18 protein-coding genes are annotated in these 21,104 nt (G+C 60.7%); all 18 read right to left on the bottom strand.

Going from position 1 to position 21,104, the window contains the following annotated elements; genetic code table 11:
* Positions 1–3: 3 nt before the first annotated feature.
* The 18 genes from IEC33019_RS02025 to IEC33019_RS01940 all read right to left on the bottom strand — a co-directional run bounded on the left by IEC33019_RS02025 (position 4) and on the right by IEC33019_RS01940 (position 20,713).
* A complete protein-coding gene (locus tag IEC33019_RS02025) occupies positions 4–609 on the bottom strand; it encodes a DotU family type IV/VI secretion system protein (RefSeq protein WP_157765862.1) in 606 nt (201 codons plus the stop codon).
* On the bottom strand, positions 596–2,002 hold the full coding sequence (tssK, locus tag IEC33019_RS02020) for a type VI secretion system baseplate subunit TssK (RefSeq protein WP_070091654.1): 1,407 nt from the start codon (positions 2,000–2,002) through the stop codon (positions 596–598). Before tssK ends, IEC33019_RS02025 begins: the two co-directional genes overlap by 14 nt.
* Positions 1,999–2,589: a type VI secretion lipoprotein TssJ gene (locus IEC33019_RS02015; protein WP_070091655.1), complete on the bottom strand. Its 591-nt coding sequence runs from the start codon at positions 2,587–2,589 to the stop codon at positions 1,999–2,001. The genes tssK and IEC33019_RS02015 overlap by 4 nt, the downstream gene beginning before the upstream one ends.
* Positions 2,586–3,617, bottom strand: coding sequence for a type VI secretion system protein TssA (gene tssA / locus IEC33019_RS02010; RefSeq protein ID WP_099592812.1), 1,032 nt, complete (start codon positions 3,615–3,617; stop codon positions 2,586–2,588). Before tssA ends, IEC33019_RS02015 begins: the two co-directional genes overlap by 4 nt.
* Before the next feature lie 8 nt (positions 3,618–3,625).
* Positions 3,626–3,913, bottom strand: a complete 288-nt coding sequence (locus tag IEC33019_RS02005) for a PAAR domain-containing protein (RefSeq protein ID WP_070091657.1) — start codon at positions 3,911–3,913, stop codon at positions 3,626–3,628.
* Between the two features lie 12 nt (positions 3,914–3,925).
* A complete protein-coding gene (locus IEC33019_RS02000) occupies positions 3,926–5,707 on the bottom strand; it encodes a type VI secretion system Vgr family protein (RefSeq protein WP_070091658.1) in 1,782 nt (593 codons plus the stop codon).
* On the bottom strand, positions 5,704–6,645 hold the full coding sequence (gene tssG, locus IEC33019_RS01995) for a type VI secretion system baseplate subunit TssG (RefSeq protein WP_070091659.1): 942 nt from the start codon (positions 6,643–6,645) through the stop codon (positions 5,704–5,706). Before tssG ends, IEC33019_RS02000 begins: the two co-directional genes overlap by 4 nt.
* Positions 6,636–8,432: a type VI secretion system baseplate subunit TssF gene (tssF, locus tag IEC33019_RS01990; protein ID WP_070091660.1), complete on the bottom strand. Its 1,797-nt coding sequence runs from the start codon at positions 8,430–8,432 to the stop codon at positions 6,636–6,638. Before tssF ends, tssG begins: the two co-directional genes overlap by 10 nt.
* Before the next feature lie 14 nt (positions 8,433–8,446).
* Positions 8,447–8,836 carry a hypothetical protein gene (locus IEC33019_RS01985; RefSeq protein ID WP_070091661.1) on the bottom strand — a complete coding sequence of 130 codons (390 nt, stop codon included), beginning with the start codon at positions 8,834–8,836 and terminating at the stop codon, positions 8,447–8,449.
* 27 nt (positions 8,837–8,863) lie between these two features.
* The gene (locus IEC33019_RS01980; RefSeq protein ID WP_070091662.1) at positions 8,864–9,343 is read right to left on the bottom strand and encodes a hypothetical protein; all 480 of its coding nucleotides are present in this window, start codon (positions 9,341–9,343) and stop codon (positions 8,864–8,866) included.
* 24 nt (positions 9,344–9,367) lie between these two features.
* Positions 9,368–10,843 carry a type VI secretion system contractile sheath large subunit gene (gene tssC / locus IEC33019_RS01975; RefSeq protein ID WP_070091663.1) on the bottom strand — a complete coding sequence of 492 codons (1,476 nt, stop codon included), beginning with the start codon at positions 10,841–10,843 and terminating at the stop codon, positions 9,368–9,370.
* On the bottom strand, positions 10,840–11,325 hold the full coding sequence (gene tssB / locus IEC33019_RS01970) for a type VI secretion system contractile sheath small subunit (RefSeq protein ID WP_070091664.1): 486 nt from the start codon (positions 11,323–11,325) through the stop codon (positions 10,840–10,842). Before tssB ends, tssC begins: the two co-directional genes overlap by 4 nt.
* Before the next feature lie 300 nt (positions 11,326–11,625).
* Positions 11,626–12,807, bottom strand: a complete 1,182-nt coding sequence (locus IEC33019_RS01965) for a hypothetical protein (protein ID WP_139139869.1) — start codon at positions 12,805–12,807, stop codon at positions 11,626–11,628.
* A 68-nt stretch (positions 12,808–12,875) separates the two neighbouring features.
* Positions 12,876–13,610, bottom strand: a complete 735-nt coding sequence (locus IEC33019_RS01960; protein WP_070091665.1) for a pilus assembly protein — start codon at positions 13,608–13,610, stop codon at positions 12,876–12,878.
* Positions 13,611–13,672: 62 nt separating this feature from the next.
* Positions 13,673–16,174: a TcfC E-set like domain-containing protein gene (locus IEC33019_RS01955; protein WP_070091666.1), complete on the bottom strand. Its 2,502-nt coding sequence runs from the start codon at positions 16,172–16,174 to the stop codon at positions 13,673–13,675.
* Positions 16,175–16,273: 99 nt separating this feature from the next.
* A complete protein-coding gene (locus tag IEC33019_RS01950; protein WP_070091667.1) occupies positions 16,274–16,756 on the bottom strand; it encodes a CS1 type fimbrial major subunit in 483 nt (160 codons plus the stop codon).
* A gap of 133 nt (positions 16,757–16,889) precedes the next feature.
* Positions 16,890–20,078 (bottom strand): transporter substrate-binding domain-containing protein, encoded by a 3,189-nt coding sequence (locus tag IEC33019_RS01945; protein ID WP_244509713.1) that lies wholly within the window; start codon positions 20,076–20,078, stop codon positions 16,890–16,892.
* An 11-nt stretch (positions 20,079–20,089) separates the two neighbouring features.
* Positions 20,090–20,713: a response regulator transcription factor gene (locus IEC33019_RS01940; protein ID WP_070091669.1), complete on the bottom strand. Its 624-nt coding sequence runs from the start codon at positions 20,711–20,713 to the stop codon at positions 20,090–20,092.
* Positions 20,714–21,104 lie beyond the last annotated feature (391 nt).

Here is a 21,104-nt window from a genome sequence, read left to right as displayed (position 1 = left end):
TGACTATAAGAAAGAGAACAACAATCCAACAGAAACCATCGCCCACAAGGCTGTGAGGGCCAGAGGAAAACGATAACGCCATATGCAAAGTCGCCGACGTTGGCGGTCTTTACCTGGTCTGTCGTCGGGTGTTATTTCTGCCCCACTGCGCTCGGGCTGCCAGGCGCGCGGCAGTGCTTGGCGGGTCGCTGCGATACGGGCTTGCAGTTGTTCAGGTTCAAGATGGCGATACTGGCCTTGAAAACCGAGCAACAGGCAGGTCAGGTAAACCATGCGCACCTGGCGATTGTGTGCATCCAGGGCGTCCAGCCTGGCAAAGAAAGCCTCCCCGCCCACGACGGTTTGATAGTGTTCGGACTGCAGCAAACGGTCGCGCCATTCATGACGCAATGCCAATGCCGAACGCAGCACCCATTCATCGATCCACGACATGATGGCAAAGCGCGAGGCGTGCAGATCCTCCTTGTCGACAACCTTGGCGCTCGCCTGGGTGGCCTCGGCCAAATAGCGCTCCACCTGCTCACGAAAGGCAGCGAAGCCCCGTGTTTCATCAGGGGTTGTACTGGCAATAAACCGGATCAACGGAAGGTAACACTCAACGACCTGCATCAATTCGCCCTGCATAGACCAGCTGAACGTTCAAATCATCTGGTGCCTGCGCCCAGAAGAAACTAAGTTTCTGAACCTGTTCCGCCACTACCCAATTAGGATCACGGGTATCAATTTCCAGATAGCATGTGTCTTCACGCCTGGGCAGCTCCATAGGGGTTTTCTGGCATCTGTGTAGCGAAACACCTGACAACGCATGTTGAATCAACGATTCCATGCGTTGAGGGTCAGCAAGTTTGGCTGTATCCAGCCCTTGAACGACGGCGTCGTTGTCAATGAACGCGCGGCTTTGCAACTTCATGTACAAGCACTTGGCCTGAGTGATCATTTGCCGGTCGAGGCGGCTTTGATAGATACCGCGATCGTCTTGCTCGAAAGTGCGATAGGTGTTTTTTTCCAGCGCAATACTGTTGAGCAACCTGTACAGGACTCGCTGGATCTGATCGAAACTTTCAAACAGGCGGTCGTGGTCATACTGCAGCGCAGCCGACGCCTCCTGCTGCCACTGACCCAAATGGTTGCAGTCGTCGTTGAACGTGGAGAGTTCGCCAACCAACTGGACCAACAGCAAGTGCGCCTGCCAAGGATGGACGCCCGGCGCGCCCAGGTAGGCCTTTAATATCGGCAGCGCACGATTGAGCGAACGCATGACCAAGGTCAGCACGAAGGACTCATTGCTGACATCGCTGGTGAGTCGGCCTAGCGAATGCTTGAGTTCCGCCAAGCCCTGCGTACGCTGGGTCAGTTCGAAAAAGATCTGTTCGAGCTTCGAGCGCAAGGCCTCGGAACTGTCCAAGACAATGCCCGGTGGCGCGTAGGTTTCATCGACCACCACTTCATGATCGCGCATGCGCACACGCAGCAACGGGAAGCAATGGTCGCTCAACGCCTCCTCGCGCTCGTCATCCCAGAGTAGGCGCAGGCTGTGAAGGACACGCGGCACTTCGACTTCCGGGCCCTGGTGATAAAGATCACGCATGGTGTGCTCGGGCGTCGCCGTGACCCAGCGCGTCAATGGCTGCTCACGGTCATGCTCCAGCACGGTGACATTCTGTTGCTGCGGGTCCAACCGCCGCAGGGCACCCCAAATGGTGAAAGGCCGGTCACGCTGCTTCCAGGCCTCGCGAAAACAGCGTTTTTGCAGGTGACAATTGCCCGGGAACGCAAGGTACTCACCGACGGCTGTCACCACTTCCAATGCGTGGAATTCCAGCGTGAAGTCGAGCAGGCTGTGCGGGTTGACCTGGGCCTTGACGATCCCAGACTGCCACGGCTTGCCATGGCGCCAGTGCTGCGCATGCTGCCAGCTTTGATGAAGATCCATCGACTGGAAATGCTGCGGTTGCAGGTAGAGCCCCGAGTACCAGTAGACGGGTAGCTGTGCCTGGATCATTGCTCATCCTCCTGTCGATCCGAGGAAGCCGGGAGCAGGTTCTGCGCGCCCTCAAGCTTCACCAGCGCGCGTTCCCCCCACAGCGTCGAGAAACGCAGCGTCTCGATCGCGACCTTCCAACCGAACCAACTGCGCTTGATTTCGACCGGCACAGCCACGACGGCCGCTTGCTGGGCACCAGGCACTGGATAGTAGCCAGCGATCACCGCGACGTACCGAGCATTCTCCACACGGTTCACGTGCAGAGTGGCCTGCTGGCCAGGTAAGGCCGTGAAGCGGTCGATCGCAAGAATCTCCGGCGGCAGCGCCGCACCGCTGAACAGCGCGCGAATAGGCTGCTCTGATGCGACAAGCGTGTTCAGCGTGTGTTTGTCACGCGCTTGCAGGATCAACAGCGATACCGAGTTGGCCAACCCCTTCCATGCATTGAGTGTCGGCTCGGTCTTCACATTGACCACGATGCCAGCCTCCGCATACCAAGGCGGCGACTCCTGTAAAAGCTTCTGGCGCTGCGCCTCGTTCAACGAACACGCACTCGACAGGCAGGCTGCGCCCAGCAGCACAAGCCATCGGATTGGACGCATCATGCTTGCGGGCCCTCCAGGACAAGATTGATTTCCCTCAGGCAGTTTTCATCGCGCACCATCTCCGCCAACCACTGCTGCAGCGGCATGCTCGCCCAACGCACTGCCCGGTCCATCAGCATCGGCACAGGGCTGGAGGGCTCGTGCTGACGGAAATACCGGGCAATGTCCTGCATCTGGCGGATCGCGGCTTCACGTGACTGCGCGCTCTGCGCTGGACGTTCGCCCACGCGGTCGGGTGACGGCAGCAACACCTCTTCATCGCTGTCGCCTGGGGGTGACAACCACTCCAGCATCCGCGACAGAAAAGCCTCCCAGTCATCGAGCCCTTCCAGTGTTTTGGCCATCACGCCTGTACCGCTGCTGCCTGTGACCGCGGACAACGCATGCGCGAACGGCTGCAGCAGGCTGCGGCAGTGCCTGACCTGCTCAAGGAACGTGCGCAGTTGCGCAGAATCCAGGGCCTGCACCACCCTGAGACGGAACTGCTCCAGGCTGTATTCGTCCGTCGGGCTCCCCTCGTCGCTGCGCTTGGCGTGCTCATGACGAAGCACCTGCTGCCACCAAGCCAGCGAGCACTGCGGCGCCCCCGTCATCGCGTGGGTAAGCAGCCATTGACCGATGTCTCGATCCAGTCGACCGAACATCGCCAGGCGATAAGGCTCGCCGTCCGCCTCCAAAGCTGGAAAGCCGTCCGCCCACCACTGGCGCACCATACCTTCGAGCAGCTCCAGCCCCTGGGCCAACCCGGTCAGCCCTTGCTTTTGCATCCAAGCCTGAGACAGCCAGCAAGCGATCTGAAAATGCTTGGAGTGCTCCCTGAGCACGGCCTCCCCGAGGGATATGACTCGCTGCCAGTCAGCGACCTTGACCTCACAGGCCCACTCGTCCTCGGCCACCACGTCCTCGTGTTCGCGCGCCTGGCGAATCTGCTCATAGAGGGTGTCGTACTCGATGTCATGCCCCGCCGGGGCTTCGGTCTCGATCGGTGCCATCAGCGCCTGAATCCGCGCGCTACGTTCTTCACTCATCTGGGTCGTTATCCAATCAGAACTTTCGGGTATCCCACGGCGATGCTGCCCCCATGCGCGCACACATCCCCCATGCGCGCGGCAGGCTTGCCGCCGATCAACACTTTGGAACTGCCCTTGACGATGGTGTCCGCGGGGCCGGTGCAGGTCAGCAGGTCGCCGACGACCGCCGCCGGCATCCCGCCGATCAGCACTTTCGGGGTGCCGGGGCCGGTGATGGGCCCGCCGACATGAGGGATAGGGTCGGCGGCCGGACAAACGTGCATATCGCCCAGACGTGCCGCAGGCTGGCTCATGGTGTGCTCTCGTTATCCAATTTTGATCAGGCCGCCATCGATGACCGTCAGCGCGTCACTCTTGAGGGTGATCTGCAGGGCTTTGAGGGAGATCCCGGTAGGGCTGATGCTGATTTCGCTGCCGCCGACCTTGATGACCACTTTTTCGTTGGACTCGATCAGGCAGGCCTTGGCCGCACTGATGGTGCTACCTGCCGTGCGGCTTTTGATCCGGTGCTGGCCATCGAACTCCTGGATACAGTCGCCTGTGGCCGTGAAGCGATAGCTCCCCTGCCCCAGGTCCAGCTGGTCATCACCTTCCTTGATCTGTGTGCTTCGTCCTGTACCGACCGTGATCCGTGCGGCATTGCAGAATTCGGCCAGCAAGTCGTGGCGGGTTTTGAGCGAGAGGTCCTTTTCCGAGTGCAGCTCGATCAGTTCCGCGTCTTTTCGATCATCGAAAACCAAGCGATGGCCGTGACGGGTATCGCCGCCTGGTTCGCTGCGCGTGGTAATGCCGCTGCTGAGCTTCTGCGCAGGCAGCGGCACTGGCCAGCTATCGCGTTCGTTGTACAGCGAGCCCGTCACCACTGGGCTGTTGGGATTGCCCTGGATGAAGCTCACCAACACCTCGGTGCCCACCCGGGGCAGGCAGAACGCGCCGAATCCTGGCCCTGACCAGCCCTGGGCCACACGGATCCAGCACGACGCCGAGTCACTTTGACGCTGCGCTTCATCCCAGTGAAAACGCACTTTGATGCGGCCATGTTCATCGACATTGACCGCCTCGGACGCAGGCCCCACCACCGTTGCCATCATCACGCCAGGAATGACAGGAACCGGTGTTTTCCAGTGTGGGCGCAGCTTGAGGCTTTTCGCCTGAAGACCAAGCCTTGCCGGCTGGGCCTTACCGTTCGCAGACCAGTTGTCGATGAACATGTCCATCGACACCACGCAGTATTCGCCGTCGTGCGCAGGGTTTCTGCTCAGACTGACCCGCTCTCCCACACTCATCCAGAATGCCAGTGCGTCGGCATGCAGGATGTCCCGGGACTCGGCCTCTTCGGTGCGCACTTTTGTTTCGCTGTCCGCCCGACGCTTCCATTGCTCCCCGTTGGGGTCCAGCACTGGCAATGCCGCGCTGTCTATCCAGCCATGCACCGGCTCGACCACCCCGGGCGGTGCGGGCGACCATTGGCTGGCGACCACCGCGCGCAAACTGTTGACCTCCGCATCGCGCCAGGTTTCTTGCCAGACCAACGCAGGGCCCTTGGCGCGTTCACAGCCACCGGTATGGTCAATCAAAAGCAGGTGGTGGGCATCCTGCGTATGCCGGAAGAAATAGTGAATGCCCGCACGCTCGAGCAGACGCGATATGAAATCGAAGTCGGTTTCCTGGTACTGCAACCAGAACGGTTGCTCGGGATACTCGCCTATCAACTGTGTCGTCTGTGCGGACAACCCATACTCGGCCAGGACCACCCCCACCAAATCGACCACATTGATGTTCTGGAACACACGCAAATTGCGACGTTGTCGGGTCACCGCCAAGTGCGGAACCACACTGAGCTGCCACCGATGCTCCTCGCACTGACTGACGCTGCTGACATAGCCGTGAATGAAGCGTTCGACTCCACCGGATGCGATACGACAACTCAGCAGGGTCCCTAGCGCCTCGATGACGGGCTCATCGGGGGGCGTGCGTATTGCCATCGTGTACTCGAACAACGAGGACAGTGCTTCGCGCCCCTCGACCTGATGGATTTCCCAACGTGCATGCGCGGGTGAACTGAGGCTCAGTTTGGTGAGGATCATGTCACTAGCTCCCGGGGTAGTTTGATGCGCCGCTCGACCTGCCCTTCGCCAAGACAAGCGCACATGCCCAAGCGGCGCTTGCCCAACACGGCAGGCAACGGCATCGGTTCATGGATGATGATTTCGATATCGAAGCCGAGATCGGCGCCGACGAAGTACTGCAGACACCGATGCAACTGCGCCAATGGATCGCGCCCTGGCATGAACCACTGCGCCTGGACAGACCCCACCGGACCGATCGAGAGGGTAAAACGGCTTTGCGGCTCCCAACGCACTCGCCCCAGCATCGGCGCATGGCCCAGGGGCAAAGTCATTTCCCCCAGCGGGGACAACGTATGTTCGCTGGCTGGCTGCCAACTGCCGGTGAACGGGCGAATCATCACCGGCACGTCGAAAACCTGCTGTATCCAGCACTCGAGCACCGTGAGTGAACGAACCGGCTGCGCCAGCAGTGACGCGTAGCGGTACGACAGCAAGGCCTCGTCACGGGGGTTGTTCAATACACCGCTCAACGCTCGGCTGGCGGTGCTCAGTGGCACTTCGTCACGCAGCTCGGCGCGCGCGTAGCACCGGCTTTTCTCCCAGACAAGAAAACGCAGCACCTGCAAGCGGTGCGTGAACAAATCCAGGAATGCCTTGGCCGCACGCTCGCCACGGGTGTAATAGCGATCGATCAGCCATTGGGTGTATGCCGTCGGCAGCGCACCCATTGCCCCCACCAAGCCACGCTGCCACACGGTGATACGCCAACGGCCCTCCACGCGCTGCGCATCGCTCACTTGCGTGGGCGAGGCTTCCAGCGAGAGCGGAGAAACCATCTCAAGCGACTCTTGCAGCAGCTCGCTCTTGCCGCCTGGCCGTTCGGCGGCGATGCGCTGCAGCAGTTGGCGGACGTATTGATAGAAATGCCGATTGGCAGCCGAGAGCCTTACAGCCACGAAAGCCTCCCCGCACGAACCGGCCACTGTTGGCGGGACTGATCGACCCCCTCGATGCAGGTGGTCAGGCGTGAAAAGCCATTGACCGGGGCATACAGCCCCAGCAGACGGTCGAGAAAACAGCAGAACAGCGTGTAATAGCCAAAAGTCCGGGCCTGGGTGGCGAAGCTGACCGTTATGCACAGCCCGCGCGCCGTGGAATGGGGGTCGCTGGCGATCAGGCGCTCGTGTACCGAGGTCATCTTGAGGTCGCGCACAAGCTCGATCGCCAGGCGAAACCGCGGACAATGGCTCAGGTTGTACAGCGACAGGCTGTGCTTGAGGTACTGGCAGCCTTCTTTATCGCTGAGCAGCAGATGGTTGAGGGTCAGCTGCGAAATCAGCCGCCAGACCGAGGCCGTTCCCTGTGGCGGATACACCGGTGCCGAGGGGCGCGTCAGGGCGTTGATGGTCATTCCCGGCAGCTCGGCCGGTGCCACGAAGTCTCCCTCGGGATGCCCATTGGCCATTTCCGTGGGCAGTGCGCCGTTAGTGCAGAGGATTTCCAGCATCGCAACGCCCGAAGGCTCGGGGTGCGGCGAAGGACGACAGTCGGAGAAGGCGATGAACGTGCCAATGCCAGCGCCGTCCTTTCGCAATTGTTCGCGCTGCACGAGCTGCCAGTGCAGACCCTGCCCGGCATCGGCGTGATAGCCCTCAAGGCCCAACAGTGGCGAAAGGGTTGTCGTGACCGCTTCATCGCCTTTGACCTGGCGCAGCCTGACCGACTCCATGGCCCAGAACACCACGCTTTTCTGGTTTTTCATATCCGGGATCACCGGATGTTCGTCGACCTGCGACTGCAAGGTGATCGGCTCTGCGCGGCACGAAAACAGATTGAGCGCTGGCGCGCAGTTGATCTGGAAATTGGCCGCCCCCACCAAAGGCGCAACCGCCGCCAAGGCAGGCGCCATCCAGTTGCGTCGGAACGTGATCTCCCATTCCACAGGTTGCGGCCCGACAAAGGCCACCTCCTGCGGCAACGGCAGATCCAGGAAATGAAAGCGTTGCGCGAACTGCACGAAGTCAAGCATCAAACTATGGGTAGGCGCAGTGCGCGCCTGCTTATGCAACAACAGCTCGTCTTGCTCGAACCCCACGTGACGAAGGTTCTGCACCGGCAAATCGAAGCGTTTACCAGCATGGCGTACCGTGATGCGCTGAACCTGCGTGCACAACTGGGCCAGTAGGGTATGGACAAGCTCTTCGCTGCCCTGCAGCCAGACGCGCAGGTGTTTTTCGCAAATGACACTTCCCGGCCACGTCTGTACTGACAGACGCAATTGCCACGTATCATCCAGGTGTGATTGTGCAAGACGCGCGTCATCGACGCGGGCCGGCCAGATCTGGAGGGGGTAATGGGTCAGGAACCGACAGGCCTGCCCATCGATGGGATTACTCTGGAGTTCGAACCCTGCCGGGATGTCCCGAACCTGGGTCATGCCCCCTTTCAGGGGATCCGGTTGGAACTGCACGATGCACGACGAAGGAAAAGACCTGAGCAGTTGTGGCGCAAGATTTTGCATCACGCCGTTGGCGATCTCCGGTACGTCCTCGTCCAGCCGCTGGTGCAGTTGCGCGGTCAACAGCGCAAACGACTCCATCAGCCGCGCGGTATGCGGATCGTCGAAGTTGCCTTTCGACATACCCAATGCCTGGGCGACACCCGGAAACCGTCGGGAAAAATACTTTCCCTGTTGCGCGAGCAACTGGAGCTCCTGGCGGAAATAAGACATCAAGTTACGCATAGGGTCTCTTCGTCTTAAGGACGGATAGCCGCGCTATCGAGGGCATCGTTCCAGACGATGGAAAAAGAAATGTCTTCATCGCCGACATCGGCAACGAACAAATAGGTCATGCCCGCAGGGCATTGCTGTTGCTCGATCAGTCGCACCTGCTGCATGCGCGGCTCGAACGCCAGGATCGCCTGCAGCAAACGCCGCCCGATTTCTTCCTGCTTCTGGGCGATGGGCAAGGCATCGATATGCTCCAGCTGGATGCCATAGTGCAGGATGGTGCCTTCGCCACCTTGCCCGGCAGGTGCTGCGGCCTTTGACTGCAGCACCATTTCCAGCTCACTGAGCAACTGATGTAGCCATGCCTTTTCGTCAGACGACGCGTCGTGTTCGGTCAAACGAGACAACAAGGACACATCGGTTTCCCTCAGCGTGGACGTGCGTCAGCCCTGACGAACGCCTTTTTCCCAGGTGATGTCCTTCTTCTGCATGCCATTGGCGTATTGAGTCTGGATGGCCTGGAAATCGAGCACGAAGCCGGCGACGTATTCACCCGAGGTGTCATCGGTGTCCAGGCTCAGGTCCTGCACGATGACATTGGTAAGGGTGATCTGGGTGAGTGGCTTGGCACTCTTGTCGTTGCGGTCCGAGACAGCGGCGATGACCACTTCCTTGATGGCTTCTTTCTTGTTGATGAAATGATCATGAATATCACCGGCCATGTTGTCGGACAGTGACAGTTGGATTGGAATATCGAAGTACTCCGGCGCTTCATTCACGGTCAGCGCCTTGCCATCGGCGGTACGCTGCATGCGACGAACCATATGCAGCGAAGGGAAATTTCGAGCCGTTGCCCAGGTACTGAAATCGCCTTTGTTCATACCGCCAATCCCGTCAAGGTACACGGCGACTGTTTTACTCATCGTACTGCTCCAGTGGTTGGTTGATTAAGATGCCGAGGCAGGAAGCTCTGCCACCAGACGAAGCGAGAGCGTGAGCCCTTCCAATTGGTAATGCGGCTTCAGGTAGGCCACCGCGCGGTACACACCGGGAGCGCCTGCAACTTCCGACACCTCTACCCGTGCTTCGCGCAGCGGCCGGCGCGCCTTGAATTCTGCCGATGCCGAATCGGACGCCAGCACGTACTGGTCGATCCAGGCCTGCAGGTAGTCCTGGCATTGTTCGCGAGACATGAAACTGCCCACTTTGTCGCGCACGATGACCTTCAGGTAATGGGCAAAGCGGGACGTCGTCAGGATGTAGGGCAACTGGCTGGACAGGCGCGCATTGGCGTTGGCATGGTCCGACAGGTACTTGCGCGGCTTGTTGACCGAGGAAACTGCGAAGAACGCGGCGAAATCGGTGTTCTTGCAGTAGATCAGGGGAATGAAGCCCAGGTCGGCAAGTTCCTTCTCCCGGCGATCGGAAATGGCCACTTCCGTTGGGCATTGGAGCAAGCGTTCGCCGCTTTGCGCGGTGTAGGTATGAGCCGGCAGGGAGCGCACCAGGCCGCCCCCTTCGACGCCACGGATATTGGCGCACCAGCCATATTCCTCGAACGCCTCGACCAGTCGACCGGCCAACTCGTACGCTGCGTTGACCCACAAGTAGCTTTCATCCGGGCTGTCCTGCAGATGACGCTCTTCGAACTGGAAGGTCTCGGCCGTTACCGTTTTGCTGCCATAGGGCAAACGACCGATGACACGCGGCAGGGTCAGGCCGACATAGCGCGCATCGTCCGTCTGGCGGAAGCTGTTCCAGCGCGCGTAGTCGGTGGTGTCGAACAGCTTGCCCAAATCGCGGGGTTGAGCGATATCTCGGTAACTGTTCATCGCGAACATGCCTGGCGCCGCCGCACTGAAGAACGGCGCATGGGCCGCAGCCGCGACATGCGAGATCTGCTCGAGCAACTGGATATCTTCTGCGGTGTTGTCGAATGCGAAGTCCCCGACGAAGGCAGAGAATGGCGTTCCGCCGTAGGTGCCGTATTCGCTTTCGTAGACGGCCTTGAACAAGACGGATTGATCGAAATCCGACGCCGACTTGAAGTCCTTCAGCAGTTCGCGCTTGGTGCAGTTCAACATGCGCACCCGCACGTTTTCCGTCACGCCGGTATGAACCAGTTTGTGCAGCCCCGACCAAGCCGACTCTCGCTGCCTGAACGCGGGCGCCTGCATGATCAGACTGACCTGTTCGGAAAGCAGCTGGTCGATCTGGGCGATACGCACCTCAAGGCTTGCCAGCAGATCGCTGGACAGCATGACCGAGCCCGCCTCGAGTTCCTGGAAGAAATGCGTCAATTGCGTGCGCAATTTGCCACGATCGGACTCGCGACGAATCGCATTGGTGGAATCGATGATCTCGTCGAGCAATTGCGTGGCGACAGGCTGAGCGAGCTGTTCTTGATGGGCAACCTGCGTCATGCCGTTTCCCCATCGTCGCTTGGCTGCACTTCGGAACGCCCCCCTTGCTCCAACGCAGCGCCAAGTCGCTCTTTCAGCTGGATGTTGCTGGCGGCGCGATTGCGCAGCTCGCTCAGTTCATTGCGCATTTGCAGCAGCGCCTTGAGCTCCGGAACGTTCTGCACGACCTGGTCAGGCGTGAAGTCTTCCATGGCCGAGAACGTCAAGGCCAACGCCATCACCCCTTCTTTGCCGGGCAATACGCTATCGACGCTCACGTGCGCGGACGGCCGCAGGCTGGCCATCACTTCATTGAAGTTGTCTTTATCGATATGGAGGAAACTGCGCTCGCGAAGATCGCGGGCTTCTTCTGCAAACTCACCTACCGCACCAATCACCAGCGGCAACTCTTTGCTTTGTTCAGCGCCCCCTGTTTCCACGTCGTAGGTAATTTGCACGCGTGGCACGCGCACCTTGCCGATCTTCGATTGTGTTCCGGACATAACTACGCTTGATTCTCAACCATGAACGATACTGGTCTGCCCGCTATGTCGCCGTTCACTGTGCGGCCATTAAACAGGCAGGCGCTTCGAATGCGCTTGAGCGTGATCGCTCCAATGCATTCACCGCTGAGATCATCGTTAGATTGCCGAGCTCGAAGTAGATGGCTAATCAACAAAACTTGTAAGGAAACACTTACGCAAGAGGAAACGCGATCACTGCGCGGTGCAGTCATCGCATTGAGTGGTTTCGCGCCCCGTGCATCGAATCGACAGGGTGAAACGGTGTCAGGGCGCTAGGCGCTATAGCACCTGCGCCTCGAAGATCAGCGTCACCGTACCGTTATAAGTGCTGCCAGGATAATCAAGCATCCTGCTGACATGCCCTTCTCGCACGCTGAAGTGCAGCGTCCCTTTTTCATTGGAGACAGCCGATACCGGCACCAACCGCCGCGCACGGAACGGGTCCGCAATGATGATCAAACGTTGCACGGGTCCATTGGCGAATTGCACTTTGGAAGGAAGCGTCATCTCCACCCAGATCGGTACACTGTGCCCCTTGCCGTTATTGATCATACAGGCGGAGCTACCTGGCAAACTTTCGGAACAGGATGAGTACACCGTCAGCGGGCCGGAGGTGGTCAGGCGAAACGGCAGATCGCGTGTGATCTGCGCAGGCGTCCGCCCACCGGACCATCCCCCCCAGCCACCTGGTGGTTCCAGGACGGCACGATCCGTCCCCGGCGGGAAGTCGATCTTCAACTCGTGCCGCAAATCGATCTCGAAATCGATCGTCAAAGTGCTGTCCAGGTCCCGGACGCCCTCACCGAAATCGAAATCGGCAGTCGGACCTCCCATGGTGAACACGAGTCTGCCCCGGTACACCCCAGACACGATATTGGTAGGCACAGGAAGACTCAATTTGTAACCGACTCCGGTTCGGTCGACGAACGAGACTCTCAGGTCGCCAGACTCTCCTCGCTGACTACTGCTGTAACAATATTTGCCATCACCCCAGAATGCCCATTGAAAGGTGCCCCCCAAACCCTCCGGCTGACTCGGTGCACGCACCACGATACACGCCCCTTTCACGTCTCGTGTCGCGATAGGGCTGTTGTTGCTCACAGGGCTTTCGCCGGTCACGATCGCGTACTGGCTGATGTGCGTGACCTCGAACCTCAGGTTCAAGGTCTCGCTACCGCCGTCACGACGTACCAGCAAGCTTCTGGCCGATGGGACCTTGACGTAATACTGCTGCCGACCAAGCCTGTCCTTGAGTGTCGTTTTGCGGTAGCTGATCGGCAGGTCCACCGCATTTTCCGATGCGCTTTTGCACAGCTCTGACCAAGTACTGCAAATCCATTCATTGGACGACCCGTGGCGCACGAACTGGCTGCCCGTCTCGGTACGAAAGCGCGCGCCGATCATGACATCGGCCGCTTCGGCCCACGACGGCAACACAAGAGCGAGCAACACGACTGCCAATCCCACCCTCTTGGGCAAACACCACATCAACACACCCTCCTAGTGACCGTGCTTGGGCAATAGGCTGTTCAGTCTTTGGACGCCAGTTCCTGGCGCTGCCCTCCTTCGAGCAACTCGAAGCGATATTCGCGCCCTGGCTGCTCGGGAAACTTGCGCGTCACGCCAGGCAACAGGTGATGCTTGGTGCCTGCAACGCACTCGGTGCCGTTGCGAACGCAATGCCGGAAGTTGTCCAGCACCACTGTGCTGTTGCCCTGGTTGGCCACCACGAAGTCCGCGCCTTCCCGGCGCATCGGCGTGCGAAAGTGCGCGCCCTGCGGGCGAACGAACAGCAAGGTGCCATAGCCTGCCAGCAGTTGAACGCCGGCCTTGAGGGTGTCGCTGTATTGCTTGGCCTCGGCCTCGCTGATGGCGAAGCCATCGTTCTTCTCCGGCAGCACAGGCACGAAGCGCAGGCGGAAGTAGCGCTCCTTGTCACGCTCGCCGCGATACAACAGGCGCACCGCCTGCATGCCGCGCGCAGGCACGATCAGCCGCGCGGGGCTGGCGATCACGCCGCGCTGCTCGAGCGGCAGTTGCTCGAGGTCCACTTCCTTCGGGACACCGTCTGCCCCATAGACCAGTTCGGCGACGCTGACCTTGACGAAGGCCGTGGCATCCCCCCCGTTGTAGATACGTTTGAGCAGCGTGCTCTTGCCGTCGTCCAGGTAGTCATAGAGCCCGCCGACGTTGAGCTCTGGGCCTGCCTTGGCCACCAGGGGCGCCAACAGCAGCGCCAGGCACAGCGATTTGAACCCATGCATTTTCAACCTCCGGTTTCGTAACCACATCCTTGGCCTGCGGCCCCAAGGCCGCAGGCCGCTTCTCATGAATCACCCGCTAGCGCGTTGCCACGATCGGCCAGACTGCTGGTGCGGCACACCTGGTCGCCCGCCAGCAATACATCCCCTTCGCGCTTCAGGCTGCTCACCGGCAGGCTGAGCAGGCAACTCACCGCACCGGCCTGGCGAATCTCCAAGGTCGGTGTGGAATGACTCATCTCCACGGAGAAAAACCCATCGGCTTCGCTGACACCGCGGCTGGCATGGTTGATGACATGCGCACCACGCATGGGCTGGCCTTTCTCGTCGAGCAACCTGCCAAGCACGGTGACGGTGCGCATCACATGCAACTGGCGGTACGCCACGCCCCCACGGTTGAGGTGATAGTCGAGGCTCGACGGTTGGATGACAGCCGCTGGAGCGTCTTCCTCGTTGAAATCGAACTGCACGTGGCCTGACTTGAACGCCGTGACCGGGATGATGTTGCGACCTGGGCGCAAGGTGGCGCTGCTGCCCTGCTGGTCATCGGCGCGCAGTTTCAGGCCCTCGACATCGGAATCCACATCCACGATCAAGCCCGCTTCGTGTGTCAGGTACTGGCCGCTCATGGCCATCTTGCCGCCACCAAAGGCGGCAACGCTCTGCAGGTTCAGGCCGGCGCTGAGCTTGTTGTTGATCGTCGAGGTCTGCGCGTACGCATCCCCGTACAGGCTGTCACTCTGCAGTTGGGCATTGCCGCCGAAACCGCTGCCGTAGCGATCGACCGTGGTACTGACGCCCAGGCTCTGCAGAGGGCCGGCGTCCACATCCTGCTGATAGGACACCGACCCGTGCTGGTCGCTGCGCCCATCACGCGAGGTGCGGCTGCCCAGGCTGGCGGCGATACGCTTGCCAGGGCCGCCCAGGTTCATGCTCAGGGTCAGGTTGACGCCTCGACTGCGTGCATCGCCGCTGCTGGCGGTACCGGGCCGATCGAACACCGAAAGACGCCAGTTGGCGTCGGAGCCCAACAGCTTGCCGAAGAACGCCCAGCCCAGGTCGATACCCGTGCCGCTGGCCGAGCCAGAACTGTGAGACAGACGCAAGGTCGCATTGCTGCGCTGGGTGACCCGATGGCTGAGTGACAGACTCGACTGACTGCGTTGCTCCTGCTGCGACGCCTCGCCGCGGTGGATACGACCAGTCTCGACCCATGACTGACTGTGACTGAGCACCATCGAGCCCTGGGGGTAGGACTGGATGAGCTGCATGTCATAGCCGGTGCCACGGTTTTCGGTGTAATTGACGTTGCCATAGAGTTTCAGCCGCTCAAGGACATCCCAGTCCAGCGAGGTACCGTACTGCATGGCCTCGTCCACACGCTGTGCGGACAGGCCGAGCACTGCACGCGGATGCAGCAGGTAGTTGCTCATCACGCCGGCCCCGAAGCTGTCCTTGCGCTCATAGCCCCAGTTGTTCAGCAGGCTGGTCTGTTGCCCCAGGTAGGCGTTGTAGCGCCAGCGGCTCTCTGGGTTGCGCCAGTTGGAAGGCTTGTAGATGAAGGCTTCGGTGCGCGAGGTCTCCTGGCCGTCCTCCAGCAGGCGCACCTCCACCTCATAGATGCCACCGGGCAGTACGCGGGTGTCCAGGGTCTGCAGGCCAGGTTGTACCGGCTGGCTGTTGATCAGCACGCCGTTGCGGTAGATCTCGACGATCCCCTGGCGGTTGGGCGTGACGTAGATCGGTGTGGAACTGGGCTGGCCGTTGTCGATCAGCAGGCTGTCGCTGCTGCCGAACATCAACCCAAGCGTGGTATCAGGGGCGTCGCCCAGCAATGTGGGCTGGCGCGTCAAGCCCTGGGCGCCTGGGGTGAAGTAGCCCAGGCGGAAGAAATTCTGTTCGAGCAGACGCTCGGCATACAGCTGGTCCATGCGATAGCGGGTGCCCACCTGGCTCTGGCTGACACGGTCGGCCTGGGCGTCGGCGACCGAGGTCCAGTTGCCCAGGCTGCCCTGGCCTTGGAAGGCGACGCGGCCCGAGGTGTCCTCACCATCATGGACAAGGTTAAGTTGGTTACGCACGAGCAAGCCCGTGCTGCCGCCTTCGGGCATCGTGTGATAACGCAGTTGATGCGCGTTGCTTTCGACATTGGCCGTGACCAAGGAGAGCTGGGAGTTGGCCAGGCTGTAATGGATGGCCTGCAACCCATCGGGGCAGTTGCGGGTGCAGTCGCCGAGCAGGCGACCAGCCTGCAGCCGCTCCTGCCATTGACGCCGCACCACAGGCGATTCGCGGCTTTCCTGAGTGTCGGTGAACTCGAGCAGTTGCACGCGCTCGTCGCGGGTCAGGATGACCATCGCATCCCCCAGGTAACGCCCATCCAGTTCGACGCGTACCGCCAGCGGCACGTCGAAAAAATGCGCCTCGAACTCTCGCGGCAACCCGTCGAACTGGCGCACCACCTTAGGTGGAACCTGAGGTTCGGCCCAGGCCTGCAAAGGCATCAGGCAGGTGCTGCAAACCAGCCAACCGCGTAGATAACGGTGAAGTGCAATGAAGTGGAACATGACTCTTTCCGCAGGCAAAGCCTACCCCCTGCCGCCCGAAGGATATCGAGCAGCGGAGGGAGGCAATGAAGAGGGAGTGCGGTGTGCCGCAGAGAGGGATCAGGCGCCGCCTGGGGCTTCGCTTTCGAACATCATGTTGACCATGCCCTGGTAGGAGCCTGGCTTGTAACCACCGGTTGGCTTCACCGCGCTGACCACGAAATCCATGGTGGTGCCGGCAGCGGCCTGCTCTTTGGTCAGCAGCGGAACAGGCGTAAGGCCCAGCGCCTTGCCAGCCAGGGTGACACTGAGACCGAACTTGTCGATACCGCTGACGACCTCTGGCTGGTTGAGCAGGAAGGCCGTCACCGGACCGATGGTGCTCTTGGCCTGGAACTGACGACGGATATCGCCGAAGTCTTCACGCTGTGGGTTCCAGGTGAGCGTTTGCGGATCATCCATCCAGTTGCCGACCGGCTCGACAAAGAACTTCTCGGTCGGCACCTGGGCCACGACTTGGATCTGCTTCTCGATCGTCTCAGCGGCCGTCACCGAACCTGCGGCCAGTGCCAGAAAAGGGATAGCCAGAAAACGCGCTTTCATTCCATTCATCTCCTTGAAAAACCTGAAATGTCATCTCGGCAATTCGCCGCTGACGGAGTGAATTATCCGCAAGCGCTGTACGTGTATATGCAGGACCGCTCTGAGCGTATTGTAGAAATTTCATACGCGACGCTCAGCCTTGAAAACCGCGGGCTGGCAGCCTCGCCAATTGCTGCTCCAGCTGCACCATAACCCGACGCAGCGCCTGGACATCACGCTGCAGGCGCGCGACATCCACCGGTTGCGTGGCACAACTGCGCTCAAGCTGTTCGCACCGTTCATACAGTCGATCAGCCCGAGCAATCCTGGCGCCACCCTTGACGCGATGAGCCAGCTCCGACAGCGCGGATGCATCGTTACCCACAGCTTCCAGGCGCTGCAGATCCTCGCGATTGCTGCTGCGCAGATCGCCCAGCAAGGCCTTGAGCGCAGCTTGGTCGCGGTTGACCAGACGCTGCAGGTGGTCGAGGTCGAGCATGGGCTGCTCTGAGCCTTGCTGGCGCATGCCATCGGCCAACGCCCGTTGCAGGCTGTCCAGACCGAGCGGCTTGAACAGGCAATCATCCATGCCTACAGCCCGGCACCGTCGTCGCTCCCGCGTCATGGCGCTGGCCGTCAGGCCGATCAAGCGACAGCGCGACCGACCACTGCGACGCTCGTGTTCGCGAATGGCCCGTGCCAAGGCGTAGCCATTGAGCTGCGGCATGTTGCAGTCGCTGATCACCACGTCGAAATGCTCCTTGAGCCACAGGCGCAGCGCCTGCGAGCCATCTTCGGCGACCCGGGCATGGTGACCGAGAAAATCCAGTTGCTGAGCCAGCAGCAGGCGATTGGCCGGATAGTCATCGACCACCAGCACCCGCAAGCGCAGCTCGCTCGCCTGGGCCGGCGGCGCACTGGCGGGCAGGGCCTGCTCGCGCTCAGGTGCCAGCGCCAGGTCAAGGTTCAGTTCCACGCGTGTCCCCTGCCCCAGGACGCTGTGCAACCTAAGATCGCCCCCCATCATCTGGCAGAGGCTGCGGCTGATGCCCAGGCCCAGGCCTGCGCTGCAGCGGGCCGATTGACGCTGGTTGCTGGCCTGGCGGAAGGGCTGGCCGAGCGCGTCCAGTTCGGCAGCATCGATGCCGATGCCGGTGTCCTCGACATGCAGTTCGACCAGCAGTCTCGTCTCGTATTGCCGCGCCCGCACCCGCACCCGCACATGGCCTTGCGGGGTGAACTTGACTGCATTGCTCAACAGGTTCGCCAGCACTTGCTTGAAGCGCAGTGGATCGAGCATCACCTGTGCATCGACCAGACCGTGCGTGTCCAGAAGCAATTCCAGGCCTTTACCTTTGGCCTGCTGCTGAAAAAGCTGCACGACCCGGGCAACCTGTTCATCCAGGCGAACCCGCTCGAGCACCAACTGCAAGTGCCCGGATTCGATGCGCGTGATATCGAGTATGTCGCCGATCAGCTCCAACAGGCCGCGTGCCGCATCGCTGGCAACCTCGATGGCCAGCCGATCGAGTACCCCCTGGGCGGCTTTGCGCTGAGCCAGCTCGAGCATGCCTTGGACGGCATGCAACGGCGTGCGGATTTCATGGCTCATGGTGGCCAGAAAGTGGGTTTTGGCCTGGTTGGCCTGCTCGGCGTCCTGCTTGGCGCCCCGAAGTTGCAAGTGCAGGCGCCGCAAGTACCGGACCCACAACAATGCCATGGCCAGCAATACGACAATCACGGCAAAGCCTGCCACGACCTTGGCCCGGTAACGGGGCCAGTTGCCGTCGGCCACGATCATGGGGTTGCGCCAGCGGCGCACCAGCGCGTCGATTTCCTGTGGGGCCAGACTGAACATGGCCTTGTTGATGATGCCTTGCAGCTCTGTCGCCCCGCGAAGGCTCGCCAAGGCGAAATGCACTGGCGGCAGTGCCAGACTGGCAGCGATCTTCAAGCGCCCCGGGTACCAGCGGATGATCAGGGGGCGGGCATCGTCGAGGGTCAGCACGGCAGCGGTAGCCTTGCCTTTGGCCACGGCATGCAGGGCGTCCAAAGGCGTGGCGACGTTCAGCGGACGAACCCTTGGATAGTGTTGGCGCAGCTCATCCTGCACCGCGCTACCCTGGATCAACGCCAATCGCTGCCCCTGCAACTGGGCAAGCGCTGTCGGCGCCTGAGGCTCGTCGCGCGTCACCAATACCCGTGGCGCACTCAGGTAGGCACGACTGAAACTCAAATGCCGACGACGCCCAGGACTATCGGGCAAGCCAGCGATCAACTGCGCCTGCCCTTGGCGCAGTTGGTCGATCATGCGCTCGATGGTGCCGCCGGGCCGAACATCGAACTGCAAGCCGGTGCGGCGCTCGATCAACTGCAGGATGTCCAGGCTCATGCCACGCCAATTGCCATTGGCATCGTGATAGCTCAACGGCACCAGATGCTCGTCGGCCAGAACCGTCACGCGTGGGTTATCACGCAGCCAGAGCTGCTCGGCAACGCTCAACTGCAGGGGTTCGGGATGGTGGCTGTCGATCAGCGTGGGCCGCCAGCGCTTGCTCACTTCCAGACGCTGGGACACCGAGAGGCTGTCCAAGGCGGTATCGACCAGGTCCGCCAAGGGGCTGCCGTCCTCCGCCATGGCGAAGCCGAGCATCTGCTCAGGCAGGTTGGCACGCCCAATCTCCTCAAAACCACCCGACTGGTTGCGGCCCAACACATAACGCACAGCCAGCGCACTGCCCAAATACAGGTCGGTCTGGTCGAGCGATAACGCGGCCAAGGCACTCGCTGGCGATGGGTAAGTGTGCAGCTGGGCCTGGGGCAAGGCCTCACCCACCTGATCCGGTGCCCGATAGCCATCGACCATCGCCAGCCGCACAGGCTGCCCGGGATCCAGCGGCGCACGCAGGGTCGGTGCCAGCAAGGTGGGGGCATCGCTGACGTAGGGCTTCGACAGCCGCAGCCCCCACGCCCTGGCCTGCTCCACCGTCATCGAGCCGAGCAGGTCGATATCACCCTCGCGCAAACCCGTGACCGCGCTGTCGAGCGAGGAGAACACCTTGACCTTCACCTGCAGCCGCAACTGAGCGGCCAGCAGGCTGGCGTAATCGGCGGTTATACCTTCGAAAGACAAGCCGGTACCGAGGATTTCGAACGGCGGATTTTCACGATCGACCACTCCCAGGCGCAGGGTACGACGTTCCCACAACCAACGAAGCTGTCGATTGTCCAGGTCCGGCCGCGCACCTTCGGAAAAGGGATGCGTGTTGAGCAGTGGAGCACCATGGGCGACGGTGACGGCGATGCAATGCAGCAACGCCGCCAGTAAAAGACGTAAGGGCACGGAGGAATGTTCTAGATGAGCTGGTTGCGGCGAGCGAGGTCGGCCAGCTCGATCAGCGAGCTCACCCTGAGTTTTTCCAGCAGGCGTGTCTTGTAGGTACTGACCGTTTTGTTGCTGATCAGCATCAATTCGCCAATGGTCTTGTTGCTCATGCCACGCGCCAGGTACTGGAAAATGATCACTTCACGATCGCTGAGCGCGGCGATGCGTTGGGCTTCGGTGGTGATCATGTCCTTGTGGTTGACGGAACTGTACGACACATCTGGGAAATAGCTGTAACCGGAACGCAGGGCCAGCACGGCCTTGCTCAGCTCATCGAGATTGTCGCTCTTGGACAGAAACCCCGAGGCCCCTGCCCGCATGCACCGTAACGAAAAATAATCAGCCAGGTGCGACGTAAGCACCAGGACCTTCGGTGGCTGTGGCATTTCCCGAATCCGGAGCAGAACCTGCAGGCCGTCCATGTCGGGCAGCACAAGATCCAGCACCACCAGATCTGGCACATGCTCGCGCACCAGGCGCACGGCATCGACGCCGTTGTCCGCCTGGCCGACCACCTCGAGCCTGTCCTGGCGAAGCTGCATGCTCACGCTGGAACGGATGAAGGGGTGGTCGTCCACGATCACAACTTTCATGGAGTGTCATCCTTTACAAATCAGCAGTTGGCCTTTGCAGAAGTCCGATAGTGGCCAATTGACTATCACTGGACCTATTGTTCGCTGATTGACGCATATGAATAGTCGGACGCCTCCCAAAGCCAATAGGAAATATCCCCCGGGTGCGTCAGACGACTCCTACCTCCAGCCATCCGTTTACCGACGGGCTTCAACGTGAAAAAAGCGCCCATGAGGTCGTCGATCGGCTTTGCCGGAATACGGGTAGAGGCGAGAAGTGTGGGCAATCCGGCCTACGTTTTTAACGAGACTGGTCCCAACGAAACTGCGAAACGTCCTATGCCATTGCGAAATTTCTCATAGCCAATGAAAACGCCCCGACTAGCGGGGCGTCATTGCAGTAGAGAAAAGG

Origin of the sequence: Pseudomonas putida (assembly GCF_002741075.1) — a bacterium.
GTDB classification, from domain to species: domain Bacteria; phylum Pseudomonadota; class Gammaproteobacteria; order Pseudomonadales; family Pseudomonadaceae; genus Aquipseudomonas; species Aquipseudomonas putida_T.
Note: the sequence above shows the minus strand (reverse complement) of the source record. Positions and strands in the feature narration are given on the sequence as shown.